8 protein-coding genes are annotated in these 14,727 nt (G+C 70.4%); all 8 read left to right on the forward strand.

The features are described from left to right. The first annotated feature begins 325 nt into the window (after positions 1-325). The 8 genes from OHN74_RS33565 (at position 326) to OHN74_RS33600 (ending at position 14,390) form a co-directional block, all read left to right on the forward strand. Positions 326-1,399 (forward strand): AAA family ATPase, encoded by a 1,074-nt coding sequence (locus OHN74_RS33565; RefSeq protein ID WP_327698310.1) that lies wholly within the window; start codon positions 326-328, stop codon positions 1,397-1,399. Further along, positions 1,396-4,686 (forward strand): SAV_2336 N-terminal domain-related protein, encoded by a 3,291-nt coding sequence (locus OHN74_RS33570; RefSeq protein ID WP_327698311.1) that lies wholly within the window; start codon positions 1,396-1,398, stop codon positions 4,684-4,686. The genes OHN74_RS33565 and OHN74_RS33570 overlap by 4 nt, the downstream gene beginning before the upstream one ends. A 386-nt stretch (positions 4,687-5,072) precedes the next feature. Continuing rightward, complete coding sequence (locus tag OHN74_RS33575; protein ID WP_443060488.1) at positions 5,073-6,359, forward strand: FxsB family cyclophane-forming radical SAM/SPASM peptide maturase; 1,287 nt, start codon at positions 5,073-5,075, stop codon at positions 6,357-6,359. Between the two features lie 103 nt (positions 6,360-6,462). Further along, positions 6,463-9,411 (forward strand): FxSxx-COOH system tetratricopeptide repeat protein, encoded by a 2,949-nt coding sequence (fxsT, locus tag OHN74_RS33580; protein WP_327698313.1) that lies wholly within the window; start codon positions 6,463-6,465, stop codon positions 9,409-9,411. A gap of 412 nt (positions 9,412-9,823) precedes the next feature. After that, entirely contained in the window at positions 9,824-11,044 is a 1,221-nt protein-coding gene (locus OHN74_RS33585) for an FxsB family cyclophane-forming radical SAM/SPASM peptide maturase (RefSeq protein WP_327698314.1), read from the forward strand. Positions 11,045-11,101: 57 nt separating this feature from the next. Continuing rightward, entirely contained in the window at positions 11,102-12,406 is a 1,305-nt protein-coding gene (locus OHN74_RS33590) for a toll/interleukin-1 receptor domain-containing protein (protein WP_327700364.1), read from the forward strand. A gap of 5 nt (positions 12,407-12,411) precedes the next feature. Next, positions 12,412-13,401 (forward strand): MoxR family ATPase, encoded by a 990-nt coding sequence (locus OHN74_RS33595; protein ID WP_327698315.1) that lies wholly within the window; start codon positions 12,412-12,414, stop codon positions 13,399-13,401. 68 nt (positions 13,402-13,469) lie between these two features. Next, on the forward strand, positions 13,470-14,390 hold the full coding sequence (locus OHN74_RS33600; RefSeq protein ID WP_327698316.1) for a hypothetical protein: 921 nt from the start codon (positions 13,470-13,472) through the stop codon (positions 14,388-14,390). Positions 14,391-14,727 lie beyond the last annotated feature (337 nt).

The raw sequence follows: 14,727 nt of genomic DNA on the forward strand, positions 1-14,727 counted from the left end.
CGATCGTCGGGTGACGTGCACCGACTGTCCGACTTTCGCTGGGGCGGAGCCAATCGGATGTGACGCCTGGTAGTCAAGTGAGCAACCAGTTGGAACCAGGGTCGACGAGCCGGTACGGGGTGTACCCGACGTGGGTGATCCTCCTCGGCCGGTCCTGGGTAGTGTCAGAAGGATTGCCGGTGTGGAGGGGGAATGGAAGGGGAAATGGGACCTCCGGTTCCCTTTCGTGCCCTGGTGTTTGCCAACCCGTCGTACTCCGCCCCAACCGACCCCGTCTCGCCCGGTGATCAGGCAGCCCCGCCCGTCCTGCACCGAGGAGCGTGACGTGAACGAGTGGCTGATCTACCGAGGCACGGGACAACCGCACGACGGCGTCGACCGGCTCCCGGACCCACCCGCCTGGCGCCGATTCGACGGTGGCCCGCCGATCCGGCCGCCGGCTCCCGTCGACGCCGTCTCCACCCGACGGCTCGGCCGAAGCCGCGCCTTCGCCGAGCACTACCGTCCCACCCCGGCCGAACTGGAGCTGGTCAACGCGGCGTTGTACCTGCGCCGCCCGCTGCTGGTCACCGGCGAACCCGGCAGCGGCAAGAGCACGCTCGCCCACGCCGTGGCACACGAACTGGGCCTGGGCCGGGTACTGCGCTGGCCCATCGTCAGCCGCACCCAACTGGCCGACGGCCTCTACAGATACGACGCGCTGGGCCGACTGCAGGACCTCCAGATCACCCGCCCGAGCGGGCGGCCGGAGGACACGGAGAGCCCGGCCGTATCGCAGAGCCCCGGCCGACAGCCGCCGGACGACACCGGGTTGCTCGCCCAGGGCATCGGCAGATATCTCCAACTGGGCCCGCTCGGAACCGCGTTGCTCCCCACGGAACGACCCCGGGTGCTCCTGGTGGACGAGCTCGACAAGAGCGACATAGATCTGCCCAACGACCTTCTCGGGGTGCTCGAGGAAGGCGAGTTCGGCATCCCCGAGCTGGAGAGGATCGCCGAACACCGCCCGGCCGTACGGGTCCGTGACCACGACGGGCGGTCCGTGGAGGTCCACGAGGGCCGGGTCCGCTGCCGGGCCTTTCCCTTCATCGTCCTCACCAGCAACGGTGAACGCGACTTCCCGGTACCGCTGTTGAGGCGCTGCGTCCACCTCCACCTGGAACCCCCGGACGAGGACAGGCTCGCCGCCATGGTCCGCGCCCACTTCGGCGAGGACGCCGCCGAACAGCATGCGGACGTCATCGCCCGGTTCCTCGAACGCAGGCCCGGCGAACAACGGGCGGCCGACCAGCTCCTCAACGCCATCTACCTCACCCGCCACGCCCGGGACGAGGAACCGGGCACCCGCGCCCACCTCGCCGAACAGCTCATGCGGCCACTGAACCGGCCGCCCAGGTGAGCGGGGACGCGGAGCCACCGGGCCGGTCGGACCCGCTGGGCAGGCTGATCCGGTGCCTCGCGGAGACGGGGACGGAGACGGGGGCGGTGGCCCGCCCTGGCGCCACCGAACTCGCCGACGCGCTCTGGCTGGCGGAGCGGATGGCCGAGGCGGAGAGCGGCACCGGGGCCGGCGCCGAGACGGGCGCCGAAGGTGACACCGGGCGCGGTCCCGACGCCGGAACCGCGGACGGCTCACCGTCTGGGCAGGACAGCTCCTCGCCGGACCCGGCGGACCGTCCGCGGCCCCCGCAACTCCTCGCGGTGGTCCGGGAACAGAGAGAACAGGAGGCGGAGCGGACGTACGACGCGCCGGGCACCGAGGTCCTCGTACCGCTGGCGTCCGCCTTCCCGGACCTGCTGTCCCTGGGACACGCTCTGCGCCCCCTCCAGGGGTTGCTGCCGCCGAGCGGACCGCCACGGACCCGGAACGACGACATACTCGACGAGTTCGCGACCGCCCAGGCGAGCGCCGTCGCGAACTGCGCCCTGCCGGTCTTCCGGACCGACCGGCGCCGACAGGCCCGGATGCAGCTCCTCGTCGACGACTCGCCGTCGATGGGTGCCTGGGAACGCACCCTTGAGGAACTGCGCCTCGCCTGCGAACAGTCCGGCGCCTTCCGGGCGGTGACCGTCCACCGGCTGCGCCCGTGCCCCGACGGCGGAGTCGGCGTGCTGTGCCGGGCGGGCGGGAGCGAATGGCTCGCCCCGGCGGACGGCCTGCGCGACCCGAGCGGCCGGACCGTCACCCTGCTGCTCAGCGACTGCTCGGGCCCGCTGTGGCGCCACGGCGCCGCCCAACGGCTCCTCCACCGGCGACTGCGCACGGGCCCGCTGGCCGTCGTACAGCCGCTGCCCGCGCGCCTGTGGCCGCAGACCCTGCTGCCCACCGAACCCGGCACCCTGCGGCGCACGACGGGCCCCGGCGCGATGCTCGGCTTCCGGCCGTTCCGCGACCCGGATCCCGGTCCGGGCGAGGCGCTGCCGGTCCCCGTCCTGCCGCCGACCCCCGCCGCGCTCGGCACCTGGGCGCGTTTGCTGTCGGAACGATCTGCCGGTATACGGGCAGTCTCCGTGGCCATGGTCGGGCCCGCAGACCGGGGAACGGCCCCCGCCCCCCGCCCTTACCGCACCCCGGACCAACTCGTCGAGGACTTCCGCACCAGCGCCTCCCCGGCGGCCCGCCGTCTCGCGGTCTGCCTCTCGGCGGCGCCGCTGTGCTACCCCGTGATGCAGCTGGTCCAACGCGCCCTGCTGCCCGGGACGGGCCCGGTCGAACTTGCCGAGGTGCTGTTCAGCGACCTGTTGGTGGAGGTGGCGGACGAGTACGACGGTCCCGGACCCTGGTACGAATTCTCCCCAGGAGTAAGGGACTTGCTGCTGCGCCGACTACGCCTGGACGAGGCCCTCGCCGTACTGGAGCAGTGCTCGAACCACCTGGAACGCGTGTGGGGAGGGCGGGCCCAGAACTTCCCGGCGGTGGCGGTCGGCCACTTGTCGGCAACGGCGATCCGGCCCCGCCCTGACACGACCGGCACGGAAGAAGCCCCCGCCCGGCCGGTGCCGCAGCCCTTCGCCGACGTACCCCGCCGGGTGCTGCGCAGATTCCAGCCCGGCGACATCGACGGCACGCCGAAGCCGCCGTCGACCACCACGAACGTGATCACCAACCCTTCGCAGTCGCACTCACCGGCTCACCGGCTGGCCCGTAGCCGCCTCGCCCGCTACGAACGACAGGGCGGCATCCGCGACCTCTGGGACGCCGTACGCATGCTGCGCGCGACGGAGCCCACCGCGGAGACGGCGGCCCTCCTCGCCGAATGCCTGCTCTGCCTCTGGGACATCCACCGGGACCGGGCGGTCCTACGGGAGGCGGAGGACACCGTCCGTGCGGCGGCGGACCCCGCGGGTTCACCGCCGGCCCACGCACACCTCGTCCTCGGCAAGGTGCTCCGGGCCAGGGCCACGACCGAGCCCGACGACGGGACGAGGACCCGTGCACTGGCCGAGGCGGCCGAGAGCCTGGAGCGCGCGTACGCCCTGGTGCGCTCCGAGCCGCGCCCCCTGCTCGACGTACTGCTCTGCGTCGTCGACGTGGTCCGTGCCCGCTACCGGCTCCTCGGCGACCGACGACTGCTGTACGGGGCCCAGGTACGGCTCGACGCCCTGCTGGAGGGCTGGCCGGGCGAACACCCCCTCCCCGGCTCGGCGTTGCTGGCCCGCGGCGGCCTGCTGATGGAACTGTGCGCCAACGCGCGCGAGCGTGACTCTGCCGACGAGGCGCGGGCCCTGGCCGTCCAGGCGGCGGCGGACTTCGAGTCGGCGGCGGGGCTGGCCGAGCGGGCGGGGGAACCGCCGGGGGTCGTCTGCCGGGCCTGGCTCGAACTCGCCCTGGCCCGGGCGGTCGTGGCGGGCGACGAGGGCGCCGAGGAGGTCGTCGCCGCGCTGACCGACGCCCTGCGGTCCGCCGGAACCGGCGCGCACACGGGGGAGTTGAGGCTGCGCGCCCTGTGGCGGCTGGCCCAGGCCCACACCGCCCGCTGGACCCGCACCGCCGAACCGACCGAACTGGACACCGCCGACGCCTACTTCGCCCAGGCACAGACGCAGCTGAGCACCGACGACCCACGCCGCCCGGAACTGCTGGCGGAGCGTGGTGGCGCGTTGCTCAGCAGGGCGGGCCACGAGGGACACGTGGAGGTGGCCACGGAGGCCGTGCGCATCCTGCGGGCGGCTCTCGCCCAGACCCCCGCCAGTGACGTACGACTGCCCGCGCGCAGGCTCCTCTTCGGCCGGGCCCTGATCCGTCACCACGAGGCGGGCGGCTCGCTCACGGACCTCCACGAGGCCGAGTGGATCCTGGCCCGCGCGGCCCGGGGCGCCCAGACCGGGCAGGACAACCGCACCGAGGCGCTGGCCTGGCTGGAACGCGGCGACGCGCTGCTCGTCCTGGCCCACCCCCAGAGCGCCACGACGGAGTACGAGGACCGAGCCGCCGAGTCCTACCGGCGCGCCGCGACCGCTGCCGAGGCGGCCGGTGAACTCCTCGTCTGCGCCCGCGCCCTGCACCGGCGCGGATCGGTCCTGGAACGCACGGCGGGCCCGTCCCACGCCCTGGACGCGTATCGCGCGGCCTGGGCCAACTGGCAGGCTGCGGACGGCGATCGGGATCCCCAGGCCCGTACGACACTGGAGCGCATGCGTGCCCTCACGGCCGGCGCGGCCACAACCCCCCGTGGTTCGGCCTGATTCGCTCGTACTTTCGGCCGCGCTGGGCAGGAGAGGACCGAGGGAAGGTTTCCCTACGTCGTCCACACGGGTAATTGCCGATGGCCGACGTGCCTGGGAGGAGCGCAGCGTGTCAAATCCTGCCACCGGTGAGCCGACTGTGTGGGATGAGCCTCTTCCGGATCTCACGGGCCTTGTGTGGGAGAAACTCCGGAGTGGCGGCCGTCCCGCGTTGAACGGAGTCTGCGCGGTTCTGGAGGAAAGGGTCCGCGCACCCGAGCGACCCGTCGTCGCCTATTACGAGGACGCGCCCTGACCCAGGGCGGATCGCGGCCGGGTGGCGGCCGGACACGGATGCCGACGCCACCGGCCACCCTGTGCCGAGTGCTGCGTCGGACGTCTGTGTGATGCCCTGGGGAGGTAGCGGCGCGGTGTTACCTGTGTCGTGCGAGCAGAGCCGTTCCACACCCGGCGAGTTCTACGCCCCCTGGCCGCTGTCCGTACTCGATGTGCACGGACTGCGCCGCACCGGCCGGCGCCCTGTCCCGGTTCGCCAGTTCACGCTCAAGGTCCACAGCCGCTGCAACCTCAGCTGCAGCTACTGCTACATCTACCACGGAGCCGACGGCTCCTGGCGGGACCGTGCCCCCCGCGTCTCGCCGCTGGTCATGCGGCAGACGGCCCACCGGATCGCCGAGCACGCGAGCACCCACGGACTGAGCGAGGTCCGCATAGCCCTGCACGGAGGCGAACCGCTCCTCTCGGGACCGGGTGTGCTGGTGGACTACGTCCGGACCGTCCGGGCCGCGCTGCCGGCGGACTGCGTTCTGCACGCGACCGTGCAGACCAACGGCACGCTCCTCACGGCGCAGACCCTGGTGCCGCTGGCCCGGGAGAACATCCGGATCGGTCTGAGCCTCGACGGTGGGACTCCCGCGCTGAACCGGCGCCGGGTGGACCACGCGGGGCGGCCTTCCTGGCGCCGGGCCGTACGCGCCGCGCGCCTGCTCACCCGGAACCCGCAGTCGTACGCCGGGCTGCTGTGCACGGTCGACGTCACCGCCGACCCCGGTGAGGTCTACCGCTCCCTCGCCGCCCTGCGGCCCCCGGTGCTCGATCTGCTGCTGCCCCATGGCAACTGGTCGAATCCGCCGCCGGGGCTGCCGGCGCGTGCCCCCGAAGCGGCCCGGACCGGCGACCGGGGCGCCACTCCCTACGGTGACTGGCTGGCCGCGGCCTTCGATCTGTGGTGGGACAGCGGTACGGACGAGCGCCCGCCGCCGCGGATCCGGCTCTTCTCCGAGATCATCGCGCTGCTCCTGGGGCTGCCGAGCGCGCTGGAGGCGGTCGGACTCTCGCCGACGGCTGCGGTAGTGGTGGAGACGGATGGGACCATAGAGCAGTTGGATTCACTCAAGCAAACATATGAAGGTGCGGTCCTCACCGGACTGGACGTGTTCCGCAACACCTTCGACGAGACACTCGACCATCCTGGCATGGCCGCACGCCAGATCGGGGTCGCGGCGCTGGGTGCCACCTGTCGCACCTGCCCGGTCATGGCCACCTGTGGGGGTGGAAACTATGCCCATCGCTATCGTGAAGGGAGTGGGTTCAGGCATCCCTCCGTCTACTGTCACGATCTTGAGTATCTGATCCGGCACATAGCGGCGGCGCTGCGCCGTGACCGGAATTGAACGTCCTGTTCCAGTCGTTTCGGAGCGCCCCCGACTGGCAAACCTCACTGCGAGCCACGGCCGGACGGGGCGCGGTAACGGGGTGCGGTAGGGGGACAGTCTCATGGCGGACCGGTCCGGGGGAGCCGGGGCCCATGGCCATTACGTCATCAGCTACGCGGGATTCAACCGGCCCTGGGCCGCCTGGATCGCGCATCAGCTGGAGCAGCTGGGCCATCGGACGACACTGCTGCGCTGGGACCCGCCGGTCAGCAGATCGCTGGCCGAAGCCCTGCGCGGCCTGCTGGACGCGTCCGGACGGATTCTGCTCGTCCTGGACGACTGGTACTTCAATCTCGGTCCCCGGAGCGACGACGAGTGGACCTCCGCCCTGCGCGAGGTGCTGCCGGAGTGCGAGGACCGGTTCGCCGCCGTGAGCGTCGCCACGCGAGCGATCCCACCCGGTGGTGAACGCCTGCAACCCGTCGACCTGCGCGACCTGGAATCAGGGGAGGCCCGACGGCGGATCCTGGTCCGTCTGGGACTGCCGACCACGGGCAGGCCCGGGAGCGGCGACAACGCCCCGAGGTTCCCCAATGATCCGCCGTCCGTGGTCAACACTCCGCGCCGGAACCTTCGATTCACCGGCCGTGACTGGGCGTTGGACGAGCTTCAGTCGCTGCTGAACCGTGGCGGCGACGGTGGCGCGCGGGTGGTCCTGCGCGGAATCTCGGGAGTCGGCAAGAGTCAGATCGCGATCGAGTACGCACACCGCTTCGGCAACGACTACGACGTGGTCTGGTTTGTCAGCGCGGGCTTCCGGGCCACGGCGCGCGAGCAGTTCGCCGACCTCGCACCGCGTCTGGAACTGTCGGTCGGCGGGGAACTCGGTGAGCGGATCAGGGCCGTGCACGAGGCGCTGCGCAAAGGGAAGCCCCACCGTCGCTGGTTGATCATTTTCGACAGTGCGGACGACATGTCGCAGGTCAAGGACCTACTGCCGGAAGGAAACGGGCATGTCCTGGTCACCACACTGACGCAGGACTGGGCCACCTACGGCAACCTCTCCGAGATCCCCGTCAAGCCGTTCGACCGCGAGGAATCCGTCGCCTATGTGCGCCGCCGAGCCCCGCGCCTCAACGAGAAGGAGGCCGACCAGCTGGCGGAGGCCGTGCAGGACCTGCCGCTCTTGCTGGCCCAGACGGCCGCCTGGCTGGACACCAACCGGATGCCCGCCAAGGAGTACATCGCGCTGATCCGGACGGGCGGGGCCAGCCAGATCGGCATCCGCATCTCGGACGACTACCCCATGGGGTTCCAGACGAGCTGGTCGATCACTCTCAACACCCTGGAGACGAACTATCCGGAGGCGTCCGAGCTGCTGCGACTGTTCGCGCTCTTCTCGCCGGACGCCATCCCCGTACGCCTCATCCAGACCGCTCACCCGTCCGATCTTCCCGACTATCTCGCCTCCCTCGCGGCTGACCCGATCCGTTGGTATTCGGCCCTGCAACGCTTGTCGGAGTCCACTGCGGTCAATCTCGTCTACGAGAACTCGTCGGAAGGCGAGCCACAAGTGGGAGGCGCGACCATGCACCGGCTGTACCACAGCTTCCTGACCAGCACGCTTCCCGAGGAGCGGCGGGAGGCCTTGTCCTTCGTCGCATCCGAAGTGCTGTCCGGCGCGGACCCGCGACGTCCCGGATACGCCAGGGAATGGCTCAGGTACGCCGAGCTGATCCCGCAGCTGGAGGTTTCCGGAACGCTCAACAGCAGCAAGCCGGTGGTACGCAGACTGGTCCTGAACTGTGTGGAGTATCTGCGCGCGCGGGGCGAGGGCGGCGACGGACTCCTGCTGTGCGAGAAGATCATCGCCCGTTGGCGGAACCGGCTGGAGCCGGACGACCCCGACATGCTGGTGCTGACCCACCAGCACGCCAACATGTTGCGCAGTGTCGGCCGCTTCCGGGAGGCGGAAGCGGTGGGGCGCGACGTGGTGGAACGACTGGTCCGCCTGGGCAAGCCGGCCGACGACGACGATCTGCGGCGGGCGAAGAACGGCCTGGGCGGCACGCTCAACGCCCTGGGCGGCTACGAGGAAGCGCATCAGCTCTTCCAGCAGGCCGCGCGGGAGAACTCGCAGGAGTGGTCCAATCTCGCCGTGTCGCTGATGCTGCTGGGCAGGTACCAGGAGGCGGCCGACACACACCAGAGCATCCTTGAGGCGAGGAAGGCGGAACTGGGGCCGGCCCACCCGAGGACGCTGCTGTCGGGTCTGTACTACGCCTGGACACTCCGCCTCCTCGGCCGCTACACGGACGCCAGGTCCCAGCAGGAAGCCAACCTTCTCCTCCGGCGGGACATGGACCCGTGGCATCCGCACGCCCTGCTCGCCGCGCACAACCTCGCCCTGTGCCTGCGCCGTGTCGGAGACCTGGCGAAGGCCGAGGAATGTATGCGCGACGTCGTGGAACGCAGCCTTCAGCAGCGAGGCTCCCGCCACCCCGACACGCTCCACGCCCAGGCGGACTACTCCAGCTTCCTCCGTGAGCACGGCGATCTCGGCCAGTCCCGCAAGCTGGCCGACGAGGTTGTCGACCGTTATCGGGACATGGTCGGGCCCGACCACCCGTTCACCATCGGGACGACGGGCAACATCGGCCTGATCCTGCGGAAGTACGGCGAGCACGAGGAAGCCCTGGGGATCGCCGAGTCCGTGTGCGACAGGATGGCCGCCGCGGTGGGGGTCGACCACCCCTGGTCACTCGGCTGCGCCCTCAACCTGTCCGGGGCGCGCAACTTCGTGGGAGACGAGGAAGGCGCCGCGCGGCTCAGTGCCGAGACACTGGAACGAGCCATGCGGGTGCTGGGCGAGCATCACCCCATGACCCTGTCCTGCAAGGCGTCTCTCTCCGCCGATCTGCGTTCACTGCATCGCGGCGACCAAGCGACGAGGCTGGAACAGGAAGTCCTTCACGAACTCACACGCGCCTATGGTTCCAGCCATCCGCACACCAAGGCCGTGGCCCGCAGGGATCGCCCCTACTGGGATTTCGAACCCCAGCCGACATGACCAGTTCCGGCTTCTCGTGCGCTGTGTGACACACCGTAGTCCTGTGACTTGTGTGACACACCGTCGTTGAAGCTGCTAGCGTCACGCCATCGCCCGCGCGGGTTGTACCCGCGCGGCTTTGTTCGCCTTTGTTTGACTATATTCGATTATGTTCAATCCCACCTGGAGAAGGCTTGCCTGTTCCTCAGGGCTTGGAGCTTTCTCCCAGCGCCCAGCGTCGAATCGCCCAGCCGCTGCCCAGTTTCGACTGTCGAGATCTGGCCATGTTGGCCGCTGGTGCGAAGCAACCGGTTCTTGCCGCAGTGGCCGAGACACTTCAATGGCGGGTCGGTGAAGTGAGCCGGTGCGCGCTCTACGACGACTCGCCCTACGTGCCGATCGCGCAGTCTTCGACCTCCCCGCATCGGTGACGGTGGCACCGCCACCGTGGCCCGCCCAGGGTCTCGACGTCGAAGCGGTCCGGCGTACCACGGGCGCTCGCCCCATCCCCTTCCAGCAGTTCGTGCTGAAGGTGCACAGTCGCTGCAATCTCGCCTGCACCTACTGCTACGTCTATGAGGGCCCCGACCAGAGCTGGCGCGAACGCCCCCGTGCGGTGCCTGCCGATGTCGTGGACGCGGCTGCCCGGCGCATCGCCGAGCATGCCGCGGCGCACCAGCTGCGTGACGTGCACGTCAACCTCCATGGCGGCGAGCCGTTGCTGTCCGGCCCGGGGCCCCTGGTCCGGTATGTCGCCGCCGTGCGACGGGCCGTGGCCGAGCAGGCGGGTGAGGACGCGTACCAGGTGCACGTCACCACCCAGACGAACGCGACCCTGCTCACCGACGCAGTCGTCACGGAACTAGCCGACGCCGGGATCAAGATCGGTGTCAGTCTCGACGGCGGCCTCGCCCGGCACAACAGCCGGCGCGTCGATCATCGGGGACGTCCTGCCTGGCCCGCCGCGACCCGCGGGTTACGCATCCTCCAGCGGTATCCGGACACGTACGCCGGGATCCTCTGCACCATCGACCCCGCCACCGATCCCGTCGAGGTCTACTCCTCGCTGCTCGAGTTCACGCCGCCGAGCCTGGATCTGCTGCTGCCGCACGCCAACTGGTCCGCTCCGCCGCCCGGAGCCGGTACCAACGGCCCTGAACCGTACGGACGTTGGCTCGCCGCCGTCTTCGACCAGTGGTTCGATGCGGACAGGGTGCTGACGACCATTCGGCTGTTCACCGAGATCATCGGACTGCTCATGGGAGTGTCCAGCCGTACCGAAGCGGTGGGGACCTCGCCCGTCGTGGCGGTCGTCGTCGACACCGACGGGGCGATCGAGCAGGTCGACTCGCTCAAGACCACCTACGCGGGGGCTCCCGTCACCGGCTTCGACGTCTTCCGGCACGCCTTCGACCTGGTGCTCGATCATCCCGGTATCGCCGCCCGCCAGCTCGGGCTGGCCGCTCTCTCGGCCAAGTGTCAGGAGTGTGCTCTGGTTCAGGTGTGCGGCGGTGGCAACTACGCCCACCGCTTTCGGGCGGACACCGGTTTCCTGAATCCGTCCGTCTACTGCCGTGACCTCGAACATCTGATCAGGCACATTGCCGGGCGGCTCAGTTCGGCAGTCGGTGACGCACGATTGCGGGAGGCTTGAACCGCCGTCAGAATCCCTCTGTAGCGGGGGACTTGAGGGGGCGGGGGATTGAGCAAGGTGTTCATCAGCCACAGCGCGCGCGGCGACACCTATGCCACGGAGGTGCGCTTACAGGTCGTACACGGACTGCGGGAGCGTGGCTACGACGTTCTGGTGGACGCCGACGGACTGTTGCCGGGAGAGAAGTGGTATCCGCGGCTGTACGAGTGGCTGTTGGAGTGTCAGGCGGCTGTCGTACTGCTCAACGGGGCGGCACTGACGTCGGGTTGGGTGCACCGAGAGGTCGACATCCTGATGTGGCGGCACCACTTCAACCGTTCCTTCTTCGTGCTGCCGGCGCCGGTGGGAGACGTGACGCCGGAGGACATGCGCGGGGCCGGCTTCGAGGACCTGATGTCCCTTCAGCTCGTACAGCGGACGGTCGGCCCGGCCGGGAGGGAGATCCCGGATCCCGTTGACGCCGCAGCCGCGATCGTACGGGCGTTCCCGCCGCTGCCGCCGCAGCCCGATGACGACGACCCCGTACAGCGCTGGGCCGAGGACATCACCGCCCAGTTGAGCCAGGTACGGACGATGAGCCGGCTCGCCAGCATGGGACGGGCACTCGGGCTGCACGACCGGCATCTGGCGGGCGCTCCGGTGAGCGATGTCAGCTGTGGGTTCCTCGCCGCGCAGATGCTGCACACCCATGACGCCGTACGACTGCGCAACGCCGTCGGGGAGATCGCCCGGCACATGGACAGCACCGCGCTCGACCAGCTCGTTCATCTGGTGCTGCCGGTCTGGATCGACCCCACCTCGGCACGACGCGTGCTGCCGGGCGAGGACGGGGACGAGCCCAGGACCGTGGTCCTCGCCGTGCGGAATCCGATCACCGGGGAGTACTACCTCGGGCGGGCCTTCTGCATGGACCACAGCCGGTACACGCCCATCGTGGTGAGCGCGCCGCCGCCGGGCGAGGAGGACCCGGAGGAGGAACTGCGGTACCGGTGCGAGCGGACCATACGGGCACGGTTCGGCATGACGGACCGGGAACCGCTGGCCAGCGCCCCGCAGTTGCCGGACTGCGACACGTATGTGGTCATCTTCGCCGAGCACTGTTCCCTGGAGGAAGCGGAACGGGTGGTCGACTGGCTGCACGGGCAGATTCCGTGGCTGCACATTCTGCTCATCCCGAGGGACGAACTGACCGACGACGACCCGAGACCCGGGCAGCTCGCCGAAGCCTCCCTGCTGGTACCGGAGTTCGGGGCCGACGACGAGCGGATCGCGATCAGGGTCGCGTACGGGATGCTCAACGACTGGGGCCACGGCCGGGGCGGCGACGACGGCCGGCCTGGCCCCATCAGGGGGAAGGGATGAGCCCGATGGCCGGACACCAGAGCCCCGAGGAATGGTTCCGCAGTCCTGACCGGGGGGACGGCGAGATCTATGTGATGTCACCCAGGATCGAGGAAGCGGTGATGGTGGCGCTCGCCACCGGGCGGCCGTTGCTGCTGCGCGGCAGGCCCGGCTCCGGCAAGTCCTCGCTCGCGCCCTTCATCGCCCGGCAGCGCGGATGGCGCTACTACGACCACGTGATCACCTATGCCACTCGGTCGACCGAACTGCTGTGGCGCTACGACAGCGTCCGCCGACTTGCCGACGCGCAGGCCTACCGGAGGGGAGCGGTCGGGCTCGACGACGCCTCCTACGTGGAGCCGGGAGTGCTGTGGTGGGCGCTGGCACCGCAGTCGGCGCGGCGTCGAGGGCGGGCCGTCGGCCAGGGGGCTGCCGCGGGCGAATGCCTCGACCCCTCGGCCGACATCAACACCGGCCGCAGCCCCGACCATGCCGTCGTACTCATCGACGAGATCGACAAGGCCGACCCGGACGTGCCCAACAGCCTTCTGGTGCCGCTGGGTTCGCATCGGTTCACGGTGGTGGAGACCGGTGCCGAAGTGGGTCTGGAACCGCCGACCGGAGACATCGACCCTCGGTTCGCCAGGCATCTCGTCGTCATCACGACCAATGACGAGCGTGAGTTGCCACAGGCCTTCCTGCGGCGGTGTGTCGTGGAGACGCTGCCCGATCACGATGTACCGAGCCTGGTGCGGATCGCCGAGGAGCACATGAAGACCTGGCACGGGAGCGCCGGAGACGCCGAGCTGAGGCTGGCGGAGGCGCTGGCCGTGGAGTTGGGCAAGGTGCGGGAGCAGGCGATGACGATCGGCCTGCGGGAACCCAGTACCGCCGAGTTCCTCGACGCGCTGCGTGCCTGCCTCACCCTCGGCATCACTCTCGGCAGCGAACGCTGGGAATGGCTGAAGAACTGTGTGCTGATCAAACGGCAGCAGATAGCGGGGCATGAGTGGTGAGGTCCACCAGGCCGGTTACGCGGGAGATCTGGCTGGGTGACGTGGCCAGGGCCGCCGGCACTCTCGGTATGACCGATGCGGCGGGCTGGGAGCGGGTGGCCGCGCTGCTCGGTCTCGGGCCGGGCGGTGAGCCCGTCCCTGCCGCCGAACCGCCGACGGACGTCACGGCCTTCCCATCCCCGCCTCCCGTGCCGGGACCGGACGGCCATGCGGGAGACGGTGGGCCGGAGCCGTACGTCGAGCCGTCCGACGCCACCCGGCGGTCCGTGGCCGACGAGGAGTCCACCATGCTCGTTCCTGTCGGTCACCGGCCGCCACGGCGTACCGGCTGGGCCGTCGACCCACTGCCCGCGCCCCGGTCCGCGCCCGCGGCGGACGCCGGCGCTCCGCCGCATCTCCCGCTGCTGGCACCGCGCTCGACCGCCGCCGTGCTCCACGCGGCGCTCGCTCGCGTCACACCGGAGGGCGACCTGGACGTCGAACGCGCCGCCGACCACCTGGCGAAAGGGCTGCCCTTGGAGGAGATCCCGCGCCGCCCGCTGCCGACCCTGCGCTACGGAGTACAGATCCTCGCCGACATCTCCGCCTCGATGGAACCCTTCGCCCGGGACGTCGAGGACGTCATCGACCAGGTCCGGAACCTCGTCGGTGTCGCCGGGACACGAGTGCTGCGCTTCGCGGACTGTCCCTCCCGCGGCGTCGGCGCCGGCCCGCGCGGCAGTTGGCGGCCCTACCAGCCTCCCCAGCACGGCACTCGCGTACTGCTCCTGTCCGGCCTCGGCAAGGTCGGCCCGGTGTTCGACCCGCACCGCGGCACCGAGCGCGAATGGCGGGAGACCCTGCTCAGGATCAGACAGCACGGCTGCGAGACGGTCGCCCTCGTGCCGCTTCCCGAACGGCTCTGGCCCGCTTGGTGGCAGTCCCGGATGCGCGTGGTCGCCTGGGACCGGGGAACCACCGTGGGACGGGTTGTCGGAGGACTGCGGTGAGATTCCGAGCGGGGATGACGGAGGAGGAGCGGAACGAGTCCGCGGGATCGGTGCAGAAGTACTGGCGAGACCAGGTTCCCTACGCGCAGGAGACATTGACGCGCCGCGGTGAGCCGCCGGGCCGGGCGAGGCAGCCGGTTGCTGCGGAGGCGAGCAGCCTGCCGGGGCCGGAGTGCCGGCGGGGTGCGGTGAACCGGCGTCCCGGGCCGGTGAGGCGCGACGGGCGCTCGCGCTCGGGGGACGGGCAACCGGGGACAGGCTCCCGGGCAGGGCCGTCGACGGGATGCGGTGGGCTGCGGGGCCCGGGGCATCGGCGGGTCGCGGTGAGCACGTGGTC

The organism is Streptomyces sp. NBC_00459 (assembly GCF_036013955.1).
Classification (GTDB): Bacteria; Actinomycetota; Actinomycetes; order Streptomycetales; family Streptomycetaceae; genus Streptomyces.